Below are 17,640 nucleotides of genomic sequence, written 5' to 3'. Positions count from 1 at the left end.
CTAGTTTCTCCTTCCAAGTGAGGTAATCCTTCGTGAGTTGCTTGTCATCTGCTGCCTTTTGAGCGCTTCCATCTTATCAGTCATCGTTTTACTCAGACAAAGGCAACAAATTCCTATCGCTACCAAGGTAATATTGACCTGCCAATTCTCCAGCCATAAGATGGTTATAGGGGTATCAAGAGGAATTGCATTCACAGCAGGAAAATGGTTATGTAGTTTCACGAGTAGAACTCCTACGACTGTGAATAGCAATAAACTAAAAAAATACCAAAACACTAGGCCAACTAAAACCACTCCTACTAGTTGAACGTTTTCTAATCGCCTATAACGAGGACTCATCTCCCTTAACATTCTCTCTTTAGTCATTGTCTTTTCCAACTTTTCCGTTAAAATTTTCTGGGCTAATAAACTGCCTTTATAGACTCCTTTTGTCATAGGGAAACCTCCTTATTCCATCTCAATGGTTTTAATGGCGTCTGTAAATTGGAAAGAACCGTCTTTGATAGCTGTTTCCTTCTTAGTCAGGTTAGCTAGTTTTTCATCAACCAATTGGATATTGGACAGGGCCTTATCAATGGCTTTGGTTTTAGTCGTCATCTCAGTTTCTAGGGTCTCTACTTTCTTTTGATTAGTTTCTAAATCAGAACCAGATAAATACTTGCTTTCAATTTCCAAGCTCTCTTTAGTGGTTTGGTCCGTCTTGATGGATTGCTTCAATTGTTCAATAGAGGACTTCAATTTTTGCATTTGGTCTTCTTGAAATTCTTTTTCCTCCCTGACAGCAGCTAAGGCAACGGCCTCTCGAGAGACCGATGTGATTTGTTTGGTTTTCAGCTCCTTGTTCGCAGTCGTGATATAGAACTGAACACTATTATCGTTCGTTTTTTTCTGCTTTAATGATGTTTGACTGCTATCTTTTGACGAAGCAATATCAACATCTACGCTACTAGAGAGTGCCGTATGATTCGTAATCTCAACCGCAAAGGTATCAAAGTCGCTTGGCACATGACGAATAACAACGGACAGCTTGTTATCTGTGACAGGAATTACCTCCATAATTGCCTGTGTTCCTTTTTTCTTGCCATAAAGATGCCATGTTAACTCTTGACTCACAATCCCTTCTCGAACACTGGACGTACTATCCTTGGTTTGAAAGGACAAAACAATCATCTTCGTTTTTGGGGAATAGACTTGACTCACAAGGGTCACTTCACCACTACCATTGCCAAAGACTTGCCGTGTATTCAATTCTTCTTTGGTGTAGCGAATCCTCTCAGGGGAAGCCAGTGCCCCAACCAATAAGCTCAACCAAGCTAACAAGAGGGCAAAAAAGGTAAAGACTTTACGATGAATTGTATGATCCTCAAACCATACTTTTAGTGTGAGCATCTGCCTAACAAATGACCATGTCTTAGCTTTTTCCCACCATTGTTTACTCCATTTTGGCATGTGTCGTCTCCTTTGTTAAAGCCTTGAGTGCCTCTTGATTTGGCATGAATTGCCCACCATGAGCTTTGATGACATAGCGATACTGTTGGATATGATGATCACGACTAAGTACAAGGCTAGCTGCTTTGGTCACACCATATTGTCTAACAAGAACTTGACCTTCATCAGTTTCCACATCCACCATCACACTTGGATAAGGGCTGTTTTGACTGGCTTTTAGAACCGCTTGTTTTCCTGCTTGGCACATCGGACACCCTCGTTTGAAAAAGACAAGATTAAAATCCCCGGTCTCCACTAGTTGTTGGTAGCTTTTAGCTGTCAAATGGCTAGGATAATCTAAGTCAACTGTCTCTTGCCAAAAGGTCTTTACTCCTAATCCTGCAAAGGACAAGACTGCTACAACAATGACTATAAGACTAGATAATTTAATAACTTTCATAACATTCCCCCTCATCCATATCAAAGAGACTACTTTGAACCACTTGGAATTGAGTTAATTGTCTCATTTCTTTCTTCAAGTCCTGATAGCTTTCCATTATCTGGGCATAGTGAAGCGGATCAAAACCTTCATAGACTCTAATCACGGGGAGATGTGGCACATGCTTTTTCTCTTCCTCCGCAAGTGTCGCTTTGATGGTCATTAAGTTTTCTATGACACCGTCAACCCTGACTAAAGCTGGGATACTCGTTATCAATTCTTTGGTCTGATAGAAACTCACGATAACATCACCTGCCTGTAACTTTTGAAATAAGGGATGTTCTTTTGACAGCTTGAAATAATAAGCATCTCCTTCTTGACCAAGACCAGTCAAGTAGTAACCCCTAAGGAGCTGATAATCCCCTTTTTGTATAGTTCTCATGAACAACTCCTCGCTTTCACAATTTTAAATGGAAATTCATAATGATTGACCTCTAGTGTTTTTTTCGTGACATCTTCAGGTCGAGGCACTTGGTAATGACTCGTCATGTACTGCTTAGCCAATCCTTGACTAGCAAAACGAAGCAACCTTCCTTGAGCACAAAGAAATTCTCCGTCGTGATAATTAAAAATCAGATAATCCATACTATTAGTTCTCACTTTCTATGTTTTTAGCATTTTCTTTCATTTAGTATTTTAATACTAATACTATGAAATGAGCCATTCCTCTCTTTTCTATCTCTCGTATCGTAGATATAAATGTAAGGCACTTGGCACATTTTCGTTTTTAACCAATATCCCGTTCAAAGAGCGACAATTGTTGTCCCTTTTTTAACCTTGTTTCAAGGGCTAGAACGGTTTGTTTTACAAGGGTTAGGGGTTCGCTAAAGAAACCTGAAATGCTCGCCAAATAAGCCTCCTGTCGTTCTTTTTTTAACCGAATCACAGACTGGAAGATGGAGACGATAGCTGCCAAGCGTAAGCCACCATTTCGGCCCCGTTTGACCCGGTAAAAAATTTTACCTTCTGCTTTCAAAACGTTTAGGACTCTGACTAAGCTGCGTTCAGGAATACCAATCGCTTCATGAATAGCCTTTTTAGTCGTCTGAAGAAAAGGGGTCTCTTGGCCTTCTTTTTCCAAGTAAGCCATGACATCTGCTTTCCATTCATGCAAGTGGCTTTTTTGACGTTCTGAACGTTTCTTTTTGAATTTGTACCATCTCTGATGCGTAAAGAAGTCAGTATGTTTCAGTTTCTCATCGACCCATGCTCGACAGAGTAAGGTGATGTAGTCACGACTAGCTCCCTCATATTTACCTGAATAGGCACTTGAAACGAGTTTGAGAAGCTCGCTTGTCGTGATTGGTTCGTCCAATCCTAGGTTAAAGTCATTTAAAACGACCTCACAATCGCCCTGAGAAACACCACTTGAGAAGTTGGCAAGTGCTAGTGTAAAGAGAACATTGTTTCGCCCCATCAGAGCTTTAGCCCCCTTGATATTAGACTCATTCAAAAGCATGTGATACCAAGGCTCATCGACTTGTTTGATCCCTTCTGTCCCAGAAATGACAGTTAGATTTGGTTTTTTGCTTGGAAATGGGAGACCAGACTGTTTCATCGACCAATCTAGCCACTCTTGGAATGAATAAGTGTAGTCTGCATGAAAAAAGGCAATATTATCCGTTCGTGGCATACGTGCAATCCCAAAATGGTTGCAGGTCAAATCGACTGGTAAGGTTTGATTGAAGTGATTTCGCAAATTTTGAGAGATAGCTTTAGCAACTTTGACAACTTTAAAATGAGAATGAGCTGTCACGTAAGCTGCTTCAGACAGTACAAAGTAAGCTTGATAGCCTTTATCTGTCTTCAAAATTAGGGTAGGCATAAAGCCAAGATCGATAGCAGCGGTTAGAATATCTCCTGTCGTCATCTCCTCAGCTGAAGAAGTAATATCAAAATCGATGTAGAACGTATTAATCTGTCTCAAATTATCTTCTGAATGCCCACATGTGATTTGGCGTGTTTCATCGCTGTAAGAGCCATAACAATAGACATTTGGTGTCCAGTGGGTAAAGTTAGCTTGGTTTTCTAAGACTGCTTCTAGTGAGGTCAGAACAATACCACGGGCTTTAACCATATTAGCTTTAGAACGAAAACCAAAGATGGAACCTTTCATCTTCTCTTCAGCTGAAGAGATTAGTTTCATGTGACTATTTTTGAATTTGGTTTGTCTTAGTCCATCTTTAAGGATGAGTTGATAAATATCTTTCAAATACATAATCTTCCCTATTTAATCATTTTGTTTTCAGGGATATAATCTTTAGCCATCATATAGCCGTCTGATAAATCCTGCTTGTCATAAACTTCCAAAGAATTAATCTTTATATAATCACTGCGCTTGTATCTTGCTCTAAGATTTTTACTAGATACTGATAACTGTCGTTCAATCTCGCTAAAGTGAAAGCCTAATGTCAAATAAGTGGTTATTATTTTGTCAACGTAGGCTTGGTTAGCCTCACTTCTCATACGATGACTCAATTCATGATGTGGTTCTTCTCGTAGACTCGCTTGATACTTGATATAGAGCTTTCTCATTTCCTGAATTTTAGTCTGCCATTTTGGGGAATAAGGTTTGCCTGAGTGGGGGTTGATGAGTTCTCGAACAGATTCTTTGAAACGCATATGGTAGGCATCAAACGTTCCTAAATCTTCAAAAGGATCAATAAAGCCTAATGGTTCACTGGACACTAATTGATCATAATATGGATTTTGAGACATCATTTCCCCCTTTCTCAAAGCAGTTAGCCTATTTAGTTATTCCTTTTACTCTCCAACACTCAAGAGAAATCAACATCCATCCTCTGAGTTCTCTTTTTGTAGACCTTGTTCATAGGCTTTCCAAAAATCTTCTATTTTTCCAATTAGCGGCAATTCACCATAGTCAATGTAGCATTGGATAGCTTCATCTAGATTGGTAGAATTACTCCCTGCAAATGGAACGGTTTCTAAATCGACTGCTGTATTGTCAAGTATGGATGACTTTAGTCGATCTAATAGGACAACTCTGCTTCTAGCATCTTTTAAAGTTTCTAAGAATAGCTTTCTTTAATAGCCATATCTTAATCCCCCGTTAGAAAATACATATTAAAAATAATCAATGGGCTCATTTGTCACTCCTAAAATCACATAACCCTCTTTTAAGCCAATAAAATCAGATAGAATATAAGTTACTTTTCTAACAATACATCGAGCGGTATAGCCTCGTTTTAGATCGTATTCTCTCAATAATAGTTCATCACCAACTTTGAAATCTCTATCGTTATAGCGACATTCAAAAGGTTTTGTACCATCTTTGACCGCTTCAAAATACTTGGGGTAACATTTCAGCATGTGTTGTGTCATCACTGACTCCTTATCCATAACTCAATCGCCTTTTTTACCTTGTTGTTAACGGTTCTGTTTGCGATACTTAGAAAACCTAATAACCGTTTGTCGGTTTTAAGAATCATTGAAATAAGCTATTTTCTGTCCAATCAAATCACTGTCTAAAATAGTGTCAAACAATGTTAATTGGACATATCTTTCCGTAGCAAGAGTTGCTGTCTTACTCTGTTTATTAGATTGAACCTTCTTTTCTTGTGACATCAAAACAGAATCACTGTCTACTGCAAGCTCTTCAATTTCAACATCATCACTGTTTTCGTCATGATTAATGACTTCAAAGATTTCTAATGTATCAATATCCATAACAATTTCTAAATGATTTGACATTTTCAAGCTCCTTTAATTATTTTTTTCAGAAAAAAAGGGAGAACAGACAATTGTCTGTTCTCCCTTATATATCAACATTTTACGTTACCTAAAAACTCTTACCACTTACTTTCCTTTTTCAGCCCTTGAATACTGAAGAGAATATAATAGCACATCTAAAATAAAGTGTGCTAAGCAATATGAAAATAGGTCGCAGAGCCTTTCTTTTGTCTGCCACAAGACACATACGACAGCTGTTAACATTTAAATAGAGGTTAAAAGATAGGACAATCAAAGCCTGCTGATTGCTGACAATAATAAAAGCACCCCAAAGCATTGACCGACTTAGCCAAGTGCTGGGGTGCAGTTTTTTCATATGACCTTTTAGTTGTAATCAAGAGCTGGATCGATAGCTTCTAGCTAGGGAGTAGCCTTTAGCCTAACTTGGCCGACTTCTGCCTTAGCAGCAACTGTTCCAGCAGCAGCAAGACTCATATCAGCAATAGCCTGTGAATTGGTAAAGACAACCATAACGGTGCTGTCTTTTTGAGCAGCCTCAAGCACCGGCAAATCAACCTGAGCCAATAACTGCCCAGCTACTACCTCCTGACCGGCAACAATATCAGAGCTAAAAGCAGCCTCTCCTAATTCAACAGTATCAACACCAATATGAACCAATACCTCAAGACCAGCTGGAGTGACAATGCCATAGGCGTGCTTGGTTGGAAAAACCGTCATTACCCTTCCTGTCACAGGAGCATAAACGGCACCCTCCTGAGGAATCACAGCAAAGCCATCGCCCATTAGCCTTTCTGAAAAGACAGGATCACTGACACTGGTAATAGGAACTAATTGTCCCTTAGCCACTGATAGCACACGATCACTTAACGCATCAGCTTTTTTGGCTGACAATAATTGCTTCCACTTCTTTATCATGTTAATCTTCTTTACCTAATAGTTGATTGATTTCTTGACTATACAAGATAGCCTTACCACCATAAATAGCCTGAATGCCATTTTTAACATCTAATACAGCTGTTGCTCCCAGTGAGGTTAAAACATTCTTGTTGACCAAGCTACTATCTGACAGAGACACTCTCAAGCGAGTCGCGCAAGCGGTTACATCTTCGATATTAGCTGGTCCTCCCAAGGCTTCAATAATAGCTAATGACGCCTCACGAAGTGATGAGCCTTGAGCACTAGTAGTCTCTGCCTGTCCTTCTGCTTCTACCTGAGCTACCATTCCCGGTACAGCAACCTGGAATTTGCTCACAAAGAATTTAAAGACAAAGTAATAAACCATAAACCACACGATACCAACAGGGATAACAAGTAGCCAGTTGGTATGATCATTTCCTTGGAACACCCCAAAGATTAAAAAGTCAATCAGACCACCTGAGAAGGAATTACCGATACGAATCTTTAATAAATCAGCAACTAAGAAGGAACAGCCATCTAAGAAAGCGTGAACTACATAGAGCCAAGGTGCTACGAATAAAAAGGCAAACTCAATAGGCTCTGTGATCCCTGTTAGTAATGAAGTCAAGGCACTACTTGAATAAAAGCTACCAACCTTTTTACGATTAGCCTTTGGAATAGCGTGATACATAGCAAGACAGGCAGCAGGTAGTCCAAACATCATGGTTGCAAAACGTCCTGCAAAAAAGCGTGTCCCGTAAGTAAACAAGCCAGTATGATTAGCATCAGCCAATTGCGCAAAGAAAATATTTTGTGCTCCTTGGATAGTCTCACCTGCTACAACCTCACTACCACCGAGTGATGTATACCAAAACATTGGGTAAATGGTGTGGTGCAGTCCTACTGCTCCTGTCAACCGTAAAAAGAAACCGTACAAGAATGTTCCAATGCTTCCCATATCAGCAATTTTTTCACCAAACACTACCAGGAGATTTTGAATAGGTGGCCAAATGACATAGAAAACACTACCAATCACAATCGCTGCCAATGAAGAAACAATCGGAATAAAACGAGAGCCACCAAAGAAGCCTAAAAAGGCTGGCAGTTCGATCTTACGGTACTTATTGTGAAGGCTAACCACAACTAAACCAACCGTCAAAGCCCCTAAAACACCCGTATCAATCTGAGCGTCCTTTGCTGAAAAAAGGGTTAAATAGCCACTAATGGTTGCAGTAAAGACCAAATAAGCCACAGCGCCTGAAAGACCGGCTGTTCCTTTATCACCGTTGGCTAAGCCAACAGCAACACCAATCGCAAAAATCAAGGCAATATTAGCAAAAACAGCGTTACCTGCTGTGCTCATAATGGTAAAAATAGCCTGTAGCCATGCTTGATTTAATATCGGAAATTGTGCAATGGCATTGCTATTTGACAGTGCACCACCAATCCCCAACAACAAACCAGCAACTGGTAAGATTGAGATCGGCAGCATAAAGGCCTGACCTAATTTTGAAAATTTCTTAAAATCCATTTGATTACTCCTCCTTCTTGAGAGCCGCCACAAAGCGCTCTGCAATTTCCTTTGGTCTGGTAATAGCACCACCAACCACAATACCAGCTACTCCCAAGGCCTGAACAGCCCTAGCCTCCTCTGGACTATGAATCTTGCCCTCAGCTATCACTGATACCCCTGCTTCACACAAGGCACCTATCAGCTCCATATCCGGACCTGTCCCCTGACGACTATAGGGCGTATACCCTGATAAGGTCGTCCCTACAAAATCTATACCAGCCTCATAGGCAGCTAGCCCCTCTTCAAGCGTGCTGATGTCTGCCATAAACAATTGATCTGGGTACTTCTCCTTTATCGCTCGAATAAAGTCCGCTATCGCTAAGCCATCATGGCGCTCCCTCTGCGTACAATCCAAGGCTATCACTGCTACATCTAAGGCCGCTAAGGCATCTACCTCTGCCATAGTTGGCGTGATAAAGGGAGATTGAGGGGGATAGTCCTTTTTGATGATCCCTATGATCGGCAGAGCTGTCACCGCTTGAATTTCCTTAATATCTCGAACCCCATTAGCTCTTATGCCTACTGCTCCTGCTTCCTCTGCTGCCTTTGCCATCAGAGGCATGATGCCTCCTGCCTCTGAATAGAGAGGCTCACCTGGTAGAGCTTGACAGGAAACAATCAGCCCGTCCTTCAGAACTGACAGCAGCTCTGCCTTGCTTGGTTTTTCAGGCATAGTTTCTACTCCTTTTATTAATTTTAGAGAACGTTCACATCTTTATTGTAGCAGATATTAAAACACTTTCAATAGACAGCCCACTTTTAGGAAGTACTTTCATTTTCAGAGAAAAATCCTTGTTTTCTGAAAGCATATTCAATAGCCTTAAGTATGCCAAAGAGCTAGCCTATTTGAGCTATTTACGAGCTGATACAACAACAGCAAAACCTTACAAGACATACCTTCTTGCCATAAAAACCTTTTTGCTAGCCAGCTAAGTCCAAATAAGGCAGTATTTCTCAACAAGAATTATCTTAGGCCCTATTATTGCTTGATAAGCTTGATAAAGAGACAAAAAAGAGAGAACCAATCCGATCCTCTCTCACATCTAGCTTTTCAGGCTCTACAATACCCGTAGTGGGTAACTCCACCGCAAGCATTATATATAAGATTTTTGATTGTACCCAAAAATAACCGCTTTTCACCTACCTAATACAGCTGACAATGAGCCCTTAACATAGCTGACCTCAGCTCCGCTATTTTAAACATTATTTCAAAGGACTGACATAATCATCTGGCAGCTTTCCCTTCCAATCTATCCATTTTTGCTCTGCGATTGGAATCAGTTTTCTTAGCTCTTCTTGGGTAAAAAGTTCCCAACTGGTTGGATCTGCAATTAAGGCTATTGGGGATCTTTGTAAAAATGCTTTATCACTAGCTCTTTTCTCTTCTTCCGTTGGTGGCCAGCAGTCGTTTTGAACTTTGAAGAGAATCTCGTCTGCTGTGCAAAGACCTTTTAAATATTCTTCAAAATCAGCCGCACTAAGCTCAAAAATTCGGCGAACAGAAGCTACTCCTAATTCAAAAAAAGTATAATAATAACCTCGGTGTTCACGAATATAAAGATTATCAGGTGTCTCTACTTTGTTAAATGTTTCGTATTCTTCCCACGTCATTTGCGTTATTCCCATGTTATTACCTTAATCGCTATCACTGCTTGCTAAAATAGGGCTGCCTTCTGGCAATAACTCCTCTAGCTCCCTTCGCGTAAAGAGCTTTTGAGCATTTTTATTATTTTTCAAAACCTCAGGGTATTTTCTCCAAAATAGTCTATTTGCCTCCTCTTGACTTATATTCGGTGGCCAGCAATTATTTTTGACATAAAAATCTATTTCTAATAACGATTTTCGTCCACTTTCCAGTAATTGGAAAAGCTCATTAGGTAGTTTATACACTACTCGTTGTACAGCAATTCCTCCTTCTTCCCTAACTAGATAATATTCTCCCTGATGCTTCCACACCTGTTGACCATAACCCTTGACTTCCTCATATTGATTAACATCTTCCCACTCTAATTGACTGCGCTCCATGTGTGTTCTCCTTTACTTGTATTGATATCTTTCATAACTCCCTCTGGCATATCACCCGAATAAGTACGACCTCCAGGACGCCACCAGCTATTTGCCCCTTTTTCATTACCACTTGGTATTGAAACACCTTTTTTTGAAACCATCTTGGGCGAAAGATCCAAGCGATAGAGCGGATCTTTGCCAAGATAACCCTCATCAAAGCCGAGTAAGCTTTCATAAAAGATTGATGCATAGTCAGCTTACTCTTGTTCCTCCTTTCTTCAGTTTTTTATCATAATTTCATCTTAAAATTTAATCAATTCGAGCAATCTAATCTCACTCATCATCTCCTCTTCTTATTTAGGCATACTTCTAAGTCCTTCAAAGCTTTTAAAATTGGACTATCATACTGTGTTGTATCGTCAACAAATTGTCTAGCTAAACTTGAAAAATTAATATTCCCAACAATCCGATTATTATCAATATCATTAGTCAAAATATAAATATCTCGCAATACTCCTGAATAGTTTTTTTGCTCGGGATACTCAAGTTCTATCAACTCTCTAAGCCTTTGTGTATATTGAAAACAGTTATTATTATCCATAAATTTCTCCTTTTTTAGTTAGGAATGATCCTTATTTCTTGAATCCACTCCAATGGCCACCGATTGGGAAGTAAGACCTGATCTCCACCTCCAATTAAGGTTGTTCCTGAAGATTTAACCGTCTGTGGGGCAACCTTGCCAATATTCAATTGACTCCCCTTTGGTATTTTAATTACAGCCTCATATTGTCTAGTATTTTTCCATTCTGGAAGTAAAGCTGTATCTATTTTTGCTTGTATACGATTAGTTGCAGGCACCGTTGTGACAAAACCACCTCCAGCATCTGACGCCCCTCCAAAAGTCCTATAAAGTGTTATTTCCTCACCTGTAATAACTGTTCTATAGTGACTATCTGTAAATGAATCCGCAATCCAACTAGGAAGATTTTCCTTAGCCCCCACTGTTACTTTATTATCTATTTGAGTTGGATATTTTGTAACACTTTCTTTTTTTATATAGCCCCCGAAATTAGAGCTCTCTCTTGCCAGCCTGCTGTGCTCAATGTTCTTCAAAAGCTGCTGGCGCTTGTAGATCGGTTTCGTCACCTTAGCTGCTATTGGCTCATTCAAGCTGAACCTTCTGGCGGCGCTTGAGGCAGCAAGTCCTCCTAAGATATTCCCAACTAATGTTGCTCTTTGGGCGTCTTGCTCGCTGCCGCCTAGGAGCTTGGTGCCATGATAGATGGCTTGGCCACCGATAAAACCGCCGACCTCCCCGATCGTGAACTCCGTTAAGCCCTTGGCGATGCTCTTGGTCTGTCCGATCGGGATTAGGGCTGCACTGGCTGTTGTGAACAGCCCACCAACCTGGTGGTACAGCCTGTCATTCCCCATAAACAAGGTATCCCGAAGCGGATTGGTAGCCACTGTAACCCCATCGCCAACGCTACCTAGATAAATGTTGTGCCCAGCCTCGTATAGATTCGACGCGCCATAAGCAACTGTACCACTGCCAACAACAAAGGCCCCAACCACCAAGGGAGTCGCTGCCCCTGCTGTCATGACGATAGCCGCTACCCCAACCGCTATTGTCACAAGGCTGAGTGCTAGATCTATCCAGCCCTGCTTGGCCCTGTCCTCTGCAGCTACTGCCTCAAAACGGGCCCTATCCCGCTCCTGCGCTGCTTGGAGACGCTTGGCAGTGGTCGCAAGGTGACGAGCTACTCCCTGATAGGCGGTCGCAAAACTAGTCTTAAAATAGCAGAACTGATCCCAGCTCCGCTATCTTAAACATTATTTCAAAGGACTAATATAATCATCTGGCAGCTTTCCCTTCCAATCTATCCATTTTTGCTCCGCAATTGGAATTAGTTTTCTTAACTCTTCCTGGGTAAACAGATCTCTACTTTTAGGATTAGCAATTAAAGGGGTTAACCCTTTTTCCACAAATTGTTTCTCACTTTCTCTCTTCTCCTCCTCTGTCGGCGGCCAATAACCATCTTGTAATTTAAAAGCAATCTCCCCTAAATTCCGTTTTCCTTGCTCCAATAATTGAAATAAATCATACGGCAGCTCATATACTACTCGCTGCTCAGCTATACCGCCTTCATTAGTCACTAGATAATATTCTCCCTGATGCTTCCACACCTGTTGGCCATAACCCTTGATTTCCTCATATTGACTAACATCTTCCCATGTTAATTGACTACGCTCCATGTGTGATCTCCTTTCTTTGTATTAATTGTTTGACCACAAAGGAGAATCGTAATTTACAGGCATGCCCTCTTCCACATAGTATTTATTTATCATCACAATATCTTCTAAAAATGTCATGAAGCCCTCCTTTGCAGCATTAAATTTACGATACGCTGTCTTTCCATGATAGCTACCTCTATCCATGGTTCCATAAACAAGATACACTCCACTAGTATCATCATATTCAATAACTACTTCCCATTCTCCTGGTCTCTCTTTAGAAAAAATGGAATACCTTAGACTATCATAACCTAATTGATGGATTGCTTCTAATAGTTCTGCCTTTTGATGATCTAAATTTTTCATCTACTTTATCTCCTTAATTAAACCCAATTTTTCATACCAACTTACAGAAGTTCCTAACTTTATTTGGATACCTCCACCAGAGCCAAAGACAAGATCAATCATTCCTTTTTGTGGAGTTGCTATGTCATCTAACGAGAATTTATAATCCTTCATTAATTTGTCTAAAATAAATTTATCTTTATAAGCTAGATTATCATAGCCAAACTTAACATTTTCTATTGTAATATCCTCAAGAACCTTATATTGATGATAATTTTGATAGCCCTCTGGGTATGGTAAGCCTCGCTTGTTAAATGGTATAACCTTATGGTCAACGATTGGACTTGTGAATGTTCCTCCAGATTCTCCATATCTATCAAGTAAATCACCTGTTTTTAGGAAAGCTGGAGCCATGATAGGCCTTCCCTTTAAATCAAGACTAAAGCCATTATAGTTTGGCCAATTAATAGAACCATTAGCCTTAAGGTAATTTCTATATCGGACAGGAATTGGTGTTCCGGTAGCTTTATCAATGTCATTGGACAGATAAGCATATTTTCCATCTGGTATGGTGATTCTTTCTGCAAAATACCTTCCCTTTAACTGGTATTCTCTTCGAAGGTAATCGTCAAACCTTGAGCTCTTTCTTGCCAGCCTGCTGTGCTCAAGGTTCTTCAAGAGCTGCTGGCGGTTGTAGGCTGGTTTCGTCACCCTAGCTGCTATTGGCTCATTCAAGCTGAACCTTCTGGCAACACTTGAGGCGGCAAGTCCTCCTAGGATATTCCCTACTAGGGTAGCTCTTTGGGCGTCTTGCTCGCTGCCGCCTAAGAGCTTGGTGCCATGATAGCTGGCTTGACCACTGATAAAGCCGCCAACCTCCCCGATCGTGAACTCCATTAAGCCCTTAGCAACACTCTTGGTCTGTCCGATCGGGATTAGGACTGCACTGGCTGTTGTAAACAAGCCACCAACCTGGTGGTACAGCTTGTCATTCCCCATAAACAAGGTATCCCGAATAGGATTGGTAGCCACTGTAAGCCCATCGCCAACGCTGCCTAGATAAATGTTGTGGCCAGCCTCATACAGATTCGACGCCCCGTAAGCAACTGTACCACTGCCAGCAACAAAGGCTCCAACCACCAAGGGAGTCGCTGCCCCTGCTGTCATAACGATAGCCGCTACCCCAACCGCTATTGTCACAAGGCTGAGTGCTAGATCTATCCAGCCCTGCTTGGCCCTATCCTCTGCAGCTACTGCCTCAAAACGAGCCTGATCCCGCTCCTGCGCTGCTTGGAGACGCTTGGCATTGGTCTCAAGGTGACGAGCCACCCCCTGATAAGCGGTCGCAAAGCGTTTTATAGTATTGAGCTGTCCTAAACCTGATAGCTCCCAGCCCGCTTGGGCTTACTGCTGTATTCTGCTATCAAGGCCTTGGTCGAAGCCAAAAGCTCCTTGAAGGCGGCCAAGTCCTGACTGGCATGATTGCTTTCGTATTGAATGATGGCCTCGTCCAAGCGATTGATATCAGTGATTAGCTCGCTATAATCCACCACTGTCTTGGCATGACTGACACCAGAGTAGTGTACTAGGTCTGATACCTTAGCCCTGGCATTCTGTAGTAACTCAAGCTGATCCTTGAGGTGAGCCTGCGAGATCCGAAGCTCTGACTGCAGGGTCTTAAAGACCTGACCTGGTAACTGGGCATGGCTGTTACTGTCTATCTGGTAATAGCCGTCCTTATACAGCAGGAGGCTGGCTGAGTAATCATTCATCAGGCTTTGCAGGGTTTGTAAGAGAGTTCCATGCACCTCACTCAAGTAGCTCTTGATCGAGCTAGCGGTCTGACCCTGAAGGCGACTGTCTCCAATCAAGGCTGACATAGCGGTCTGGATACTCGTCATCCCATCTCCCCAAGCACTGATCGTGGTTTGGGTGCTTTGTTGGGCGGCACTGATCTCGTCAAATTTAATGCTGTAGCTCATTTCTCCTCCTAGCTTTTTAGTATGATATCAAAGTGTTTCACCAATAATAGCAATATATTTCCTTAATATACCTCTTTTATTATATCAAAAAACTTAATGATTATCACACTAAATTAATGGTATTGGAGGTTAATAAAATATAGCTTATCAACCTTGTTAGAGGGTATATTACAAGTAGTGTATTTCCAAATAATTTTACTCTGAACATAGCACCATAGTGAAAACTGACAAAGCCTATGATGGCAAGGGGAGAAATAAGAACCAGCGCCAATCTAAAATGACCAAAAGGCATAGGGAGGGAACTTTAACAGCGCGGTTTAGCAAGAAAGCAATGATAAAGCGGCAACCAGCAGGACAGTCGTAAGCTTTCTAATCAGTGCTTCTATTCACGAACTTTTAGACAAACCGTAGCACCTAGAGAAGCCAGCCAAAAGACACTTGATTTCTCAGATGAGCTACGAGGTCACTGCAACCTTTACCAGCTCTGGCACTTTCATTTTCAAAAAAAGCGGGTAACCAAGTTTTTCGGACTGTTCAAAGACCATTTGTGCTTGGTCCATCAGACTTTAAAACAGCTCTAAGTACCTTTATTCGCTGCAAAAATATATCGCTAACGCTATTCAACTTCCTGGTTCAACTGCTAAGCTAGAAGCAAGGAACAAACCTATCAAGGACATGAAGCCTAATACCTTTAATTTCCACAAGATTGACAGCTTCAAAAATGTATCTTTATCACTTTGAACATGACAAAAGAGAAGACAACAGCTGTCTCCTCTCGTCTTTAGCTATAAGTCGCCCACTACAGTTGACAAAAAGACACAAAGAGCCTCTTTGATGATACTAGTCGTGGATTAGTGAGACAACGACATAGCGGTTAGGGTCGTTGCCCTCTGAATAGCTTTCAACCCCATCAATAGCAGAAACCGTTTTGTGAACAATCTTTCGCTCGCTGTTACTCATAGGGTCCATGGTATAATCCTGACCAGACTCAAGCACACGCTTAGATACCTTTTTGGTAAAGTCAATCAGGGTCTCTGTCCGATGCTCTACATAATCATGAACATTTAAGGAGACAGAAAAACTCTTAGAATAGCGGTCATGCAGGAAATTCTGGGCCAGCAATTGCAGTGATTTCAAAACCTTGCCATGATAGCCAATAACACGACCTGCCTCTGGTGTCTCTATCTGGAGATTAATCTGACGACGATTGTTGGTCCTCTCAATAGAGGCCTCAATATCCATCTCATAGATAATCTTGGTCACATAGTCAGAAACCTCCTGTGCAGCTAGCTCAATATCCTTACTCATGTCCGCTGCAGCTGGATCCAGCTGACTCGTACCAGCAGCTGACGACACAGGCTGTGCCTTTGACTGAGCAGGAGCTGACTGATCTGTGCTTAATGGACCTGTTGGCTGATGAGCATCAGACTCAGCAGCCCTTCTGCCTTCTGATCGAACAGCCTTCATCTCCTCAAGCTCCACCTCATCGGGGTTAATAACCGGTGCATTTTGACGGTTGATCTCCTCTGGAACACCACGTACGGCTTTTTTATCAGCCTTATAGACTGTTTTTTCATTAATGCCTTCAATATCAACCTGAGCTGGCTTTTTACCAAAGCCCAAAAAGCCCTTTTTCTCCTTTGAAATCACCTTGATGTGTGCTTTTAGACGTGACAACCCTAACTCTTGAAGTCCTTTTTCAATTGCTTCTTCAACAGTCTTACCTGTAAACAATACCATATCCTAAACTCCTATTTTCTTTTCATTGCTCTCTTACGAGCGCGACGTTCCTTAGCTCGACGCTCTTTTTCTTCATCTGCTAAACGTTGCCTTTCGGCAATAACCTTAAAGGGATTATTAAACAGCAAGAGCTGAACAACCTGAAAGGCATTGGAAACTGCCCAATAAAGCACCACACCACTGGCCAGATTAAAGCCCATAAAGAAGATGAACACAGGCATCACATAGGTCATGATCGTTATCATGGCCGTCTTTTCTCTAGCCGCTAGATTGGTTAGCCATGTTGATAAAAAGGTAAAGACAGCCGCTAAAATAGGCAGAATAAAGAGATGATCATGTCGCGCTAGCTCAACCCATAAAAAGGTTCCTTCTCTTAAGAAGGCCACACGAGACAGGGACTGAAACAAGGCGAACATCACCGGCATCTGAATCAGCAAGGGCAAAAGGCTCATGTAAGGATTGACACCATACTTTTTGTACAGGGCTTGACTTTCCTCAGCTAGCTTCATACGAGTTGCTGTGTCCTTAGCGGCGTATTTTTTCTGCAGGGCCTTTAGCTCTGGCTGAATGTCCTGCATTTTCTGCCCTGACTTGATTTGCATGTTAAACAATGGCAGTAAAAGTAAGCGAATAATTATCGTAAATAGGATAATCCCAATCCCAGTCGAACCATCAAAGGACAACCATTGGATCGCCTTGGCAAAAAAATAAACCAATTGCTCCCAGCTGCTAGATGATTGTGCTGTCACCTCTCCACGCCCACAGGCTACTAGGAGCAAGACAAGCGGCACTAGGGCTGCTGTTTTAACTCTTTTTTTCAATCTCAAAACCTTCCTCAAGCAATTTTGCTAGCTTTAAAACATGATGTAAATTTTGTTTGACTGCTTGATAATCTAATTCCTCTGCACCTCTCCTAGCAATAACAACGAAATCCTCAGTCTTGAGGTGATCACCCAGCTCCATTAAAACGTGTCGTATCTTGCGCTTTACCGCATTTCGAGTAACAGCATTTCCCAGCTTTTTGCCAACAGAAATCCCTGCTCGAAAATGCTTGTGCTCCCCTTTCAAATGGTAAATGACAAATTTTCGATTTGCCATGCTCTGACCAAGCTTAAAAATCGCCTGGAAATCTTTCTCTCGCTTGACACGATAGCTTTTTTTCAAAACTTAACTCCCATATCTAAATTATTACCATTATACCATAAAACATTAAAAAGCCTCAA

Annotated in this window: 22 protein-coding genes; all 22 read right to left on the bottom strand. The window is 41.4% G+C overall.

Annotated elements, in window-relative coordinates; genetic code table 11:
* Positions 1-435: a hypothetical protein gene (locus tag I2432_RS01460; protein WP_231140757.1), complete on the bottom strand. Its 435-nt coding sequence runs from the start codon at positions 433-435 to the stop codon at positions 1-3.
* A gap of 12 nt (positions 436-447) precedes the next feature.
* A complete protein-coding gene (locus I2432_RS01455) occupies positions 448-1,449 on the bottom strand; it encodes a hypothetical protein (protein ID WP_111710212.1) in 1,002 nt (333 codons plus the stop codon).
* Positions 1,433-1,888, bottom strand: coding sequence for a hypothetical protein (locus I2432_RS01450; RefSeq protein WP_111710210.1), 456 nt, complete (start codon positions 1,886-1,888; stop codon positions 1,433-1,435). The genes I2432_RS01455 and I2432_RS01450 overlap by 17 nt, the downstream gene beginning before the upstream one ends.
* The gene (locus I2432_RS01445; protein ID WP_111710208.1) at positions 1,875-2,309 is read right to left on the bottom strand and encodes a hypothetical protein; all 435 of its coding nucleotides are present in this window, start codon (positions 2,307-2,309) and stop codon (positions 1,875-1,877) included. Before I2432_RS01445 ends, I2432_RS01450 begins: the two co-directional genes overlap by 14 nt.
* 345 nt (positions 2,310-2,654) lie before the next feature.
* A complete protein-coding gene (locus I2432_RS01440; protein ID WP_111710206.1) occupies positions 2,655-4,145 on the bottom strand; it encodes a primase C-terminal domain-containing protein in 1,491 nt (496 codons plus the stop codon).
* Between the two features lie 8 nt (positions 4,146-4,153).
* On the bottom strand, positions 4,154-4,645 hold the full coding sequence (locus I2432_RS01435; RefSeq protein ID WP_027970832.1) for a hypothetical protein: 492 nt from the start codon (positions 4,643-4,645) through the stop codon (positions 4,154-4,156).
* Positions 4,646-5,011: 366 nt separating this feature from the next.
* Complete coding sequence (locus tag I2432_RS01430) at positions 5,012-5,269, bottom strand: DUF3850 domain-containing protein (RefSeq protein ID WP_111710204.1); 258 nt, start codon at positions 5,267-5,269, stop codon at positions 5,012-5,014.
* Positions 5,270-5,365: 96 nt separating this feature from the next.
* Entirely contained in the window at positions 5,366-5,638 is a 273-nt protein-coding gene (locus tag I2432_RS01425) for a hypothetical protein (RefSeq protein ID WP_111710202.1), read from the bottom strand.
* A 399-nt stretch (positions 5,639-6,037) separates the two neighbouring features.
* Positions 6,038-6,553 (bottom strand): PTS sugar transporter subunit IIA, encoded by a 516-nt coding sequence (locus I2432_RS01420; RefSeq protein ID WP_206158948.1) that lies wholly within the window; start codon positions 6,551-6,553, stop codon positions 6,038-6,040.
* A gap of 1 nt (position 6,554) precedes the next feature.
* Entirely contained in the window at positions 6,555-8,066 is a 1,512-nt protein-coding gene (locus I2432_RS01415) for a PTS transporter subunit EIIC (protein ID WP_164335356.1), read from the bottom strand.
* 4 nt (positions 8,067-8,070) lie between these two features.
* The gene (locus tag I2432_RS01410) at positions 8,071-8,781 is read right to left on the bottom strand and encodes an N-acetylmannosamine-6-phosphate 2-epimerase (protein WP_115250547.1); all 711 of its coding nucleotides are present in this window, start codon (positions 8,779-8,781) and stop codon (positions 8,071-8,073) included.
* Between the two features lie 530 nt (positions 8,782-9,311).
* Entirely contained in the window at positions 9,312-9,734 is a 423-nt protein-coding gene (locus I2432_RS01405; protein ID WP_206158947.1) for a hypothetical protein, read from the bottom strand.
* A gap of 9 nt (positions 9,735-9,743) precedes the next feature.
* Complete coding sequence (locus tag I2432_RS01400) at positions 9,744-10,133, bottom strand: hypothetical protein (RefSeq protein WP_206158946.1); 390 nt, start codon at positions 10,131-10,133, stop codon at positions 9,744-9,746.
* Between the two features lie 322 nt (positions 10,134-10,455).
* Complete coding sequence (locus tag I2432_RS01395) at positions 10,456-10,716, bottom strand: hypothetical protein (protein WP_206158945.1); 261 nt, start codon at positions 10,714-10,716, stop codon at positions 10,456-10,458.
* A gap of 14 nt (positions 10,717-10,730) precedes the next feature.
* On the bottom strand, positions 10,731-11,771 hold the full coding sequence (locus I2432_RS10270; protein ID WP_346265915.1) for a hypothetical protein: 1,041 nt from the start codon (positions 11,769-11,771) through the stop codon (positions 10,731-10,733).
* A gap of 177 nt (positions 11,772-11,948) precedes the next feature.
* Positions 11,949-12,371 carry a hypothetical protein gene (locus tag I2432_RS01380; protein ID WP_012678587.1) on the bottom strand — a complete coding sequence of 141 codons (423 nt, stop codon included), beginning with the start codon at positions 12,369-12,371 and terminating at the stop codon, positions 11,949-11,951.
* 21 nt (positions 12,372-12,392) lie between these two features.
* Positions 12,393-12,716, bottom strand: coding sequence for an Imm59 family immunity protein (locus I2432_RS01375; protein ID WP_014622246.1), 324 nt, complete (start codon positions 12,714-12,716; stop codon positions 12,393-12,395).
* Positions 12,717-14,024, bottom strand: coding sequence for a glycohydrolase toxin TNT-related protein (locus tag I2432_RS10265; protein WP_249093281.1), 1,308 nt, complete (start codon positions 14,022-14,024; stop codon positions 12,717-12,719).
* Positions 14,025-14,068: 44 nt separating this feature from the next.
* The gene (locus I2432_RS10260) at positions 14,069-14,677 is read right to left on the bottom strand and encodes a T7SS effector LXG polymorphic toxin (RefSeq protein ID WP_249093278.1); all 609 of its coding nucleotides are present in this window, start codon (positions 14,675-14,677) and stop codon (positions 14,069-14,071) included.
* 840 nt (positions 14,678-15,517) lie between these two features.
* On the bottom strand, positions 15,518-16,417 hold the full coding sequence (gene jag / locus I2432_RS01360; RefSeq protein WP_037580444.1) for an RNA-binding cell elongation regulator Jag/EloR: 900 nt from the start codon (positions 16,415-16,417) through the stop codon (positions 15,518-15,520).
* A gap of 11 nt (positions 16,418-16,428) precedes the next feature.
* Positions 16,429-17,256, bottom strand: coding sequence for a YidC/Oxa1 family membrane protein insertase (locus tag I2432_RS01355; protein ID WP_282957533.1), 828 nt, complete (start codon positions 17,254-17,256; stop codon positions 16,429-16,431).
* Positions 17,222-17,581 carry a ribonuclease P protein component gene (rnpA, locus tag I2432_RS01350; RefSeq protein WP_012514896.1) on the bottom strand — a complete coding sequence of 120 codons (360 nt, stop codon included), beginning with the start codon at positions 17,579-17,581 and terminating at the stop codon, positions 17,222-17,224. Before rnpA ends, I2432_RS01355 begins: the two co-directional genes overlap by 35 nt.
* Positions 17,582-17,640 lie beyond the last annotated feature (59 nt).

This window comes from Streptococcus equi subsp. zooepidemicus (genome assembly GCF_015689395.1).
Lineage (GTDB): Bacteria > Bacillota > Bacilli > Lactobacillales > Streptococcaceae > Streptococcus > Streptococcus equi.
The sequence above is the reverse complement of the archived record's forward strand: the minus strand, read 5'-3'. Positions and strand labels throughout refer to the sequence as shown.

Coding starts and splice junctions, on each gene's coding strand:
- I2432_RS01445 (WP_111710208.1), bottom strand. CDS start 2,309: ATGAGAACTATACAAAAAGGGGATTATCAGCTCCTTAGGGGTTACTAC.
- I2432_RS01410 (WP_115250547.1), bottom strand. CDS start 8,781: ATGCCTGAAAAACCAAGCAAGGCAGAGCTGCTGTCAGTTCTGAAGGAC.
- I2432_RS01430 (WP_111710204.1), bottom strand. CDS start 5,269: ATGACACAACACATGCTGAAATGTTACCCCAAGTATTTTGAAGCGGTC.
- I2432_RS01375 (WP_014622246.1), bottom strand. CDS start 12,716: ATGAAAAATTTAGATCATCAAAAGGCAGAACTATTAGAAGCAATCCAT.
- I2432_RS01460 (WP_231140757.1), bottom strand. CDS start 435: ATGACAAAAGGAGTCTATAAAGGCAGTTTATTAGCCCAGAAAATTTTA.
- jag (WP_037580444.1), bottom strand. CDS start 16,417: ATGGTATTGTTTACAGGTAAGACTGTTGAAGAAGCAATTGAAAAAGGA.
- I2432_RS01450 (WP_111710210.1), bottom strand. CDS start 1,888: ATGAAAGTTATTAAATTATCTAGTCTTATAGTCATTGTTGTAGCAGTC.
- I2432_RS01405 (WP_206158947.1), bottom strand. CDS start 9,734: ATGGGAATAACGCAAATGACGTGGGAAGAATACGAAACATTTAACAAA.
- I2432_RS10260 (WP_249093278.1), bottom strand. CDS start 14,677: ATGAGCTACAGCATTAAATTTGACGAGATCAGTGCCGCCCAACAAAGC.
- I2432_RS01440 (WP_111710206.1), bottom strand. CDS start 4,145: ATGTATTTGAAAGATATTTATCAACTCATCCTTAAAGATGGACTAAGA.
- I2432_RS01425 (WP_111710202.1), bottom strand. CDS start 5,638: ATGTCAAATCATTTAGAAATTGTTATGGATATTGATACATTAGAAATC.
- I2432_RS01435 (WP_027970832.1), bottom strand. CDS start 4,645: ATGTCTCAAAATCCATATTATGATCAATTAGTGTCCAGTGAACCATTA.
- I2432_RS01455 (WP_111710212.1), bottom strand. CDS start 1,449: ATGCCAAAATGGAGTAAACAATGGTGGGAAAAAGCTAAGACATGGTCA.
- I2432_RS01420 (WP_206158948.1), bottom strand. CDS start 6,553: ATGATAAAGAAGTGGAAGCAATTATTGTCAGCCAAAAAAGCTGATGCG.
- I2432_RS01395 (WP_206158945.1), bottom strand. CDS start 10,716: ATGGATAATAATAACTGTTTTCAATATACACAAAGGCTTAGAGAGTTG.
- I2432_RS01380 (WP_012678587.1), bottom strand. CDS start 12,371: ATGGAGCGTAGTCAATTAACATGGGAAGATGTTAGTCAATATGAGGAA.
- I2432_RS01415 (WP_164335356.1), bottom strand. CDS start 8,066: ATGGATTTTAAGAAATTTTCAAAATTAGGTCAGGCCTTTATGCTGCCG.
- I2432_RS01400 (WP_206158946.1), bottom strand. CDS start 10,133: ATGGAGCGCAGTCAATTAGAGTGGGAAGATGTTAATCAATATGAGGAA.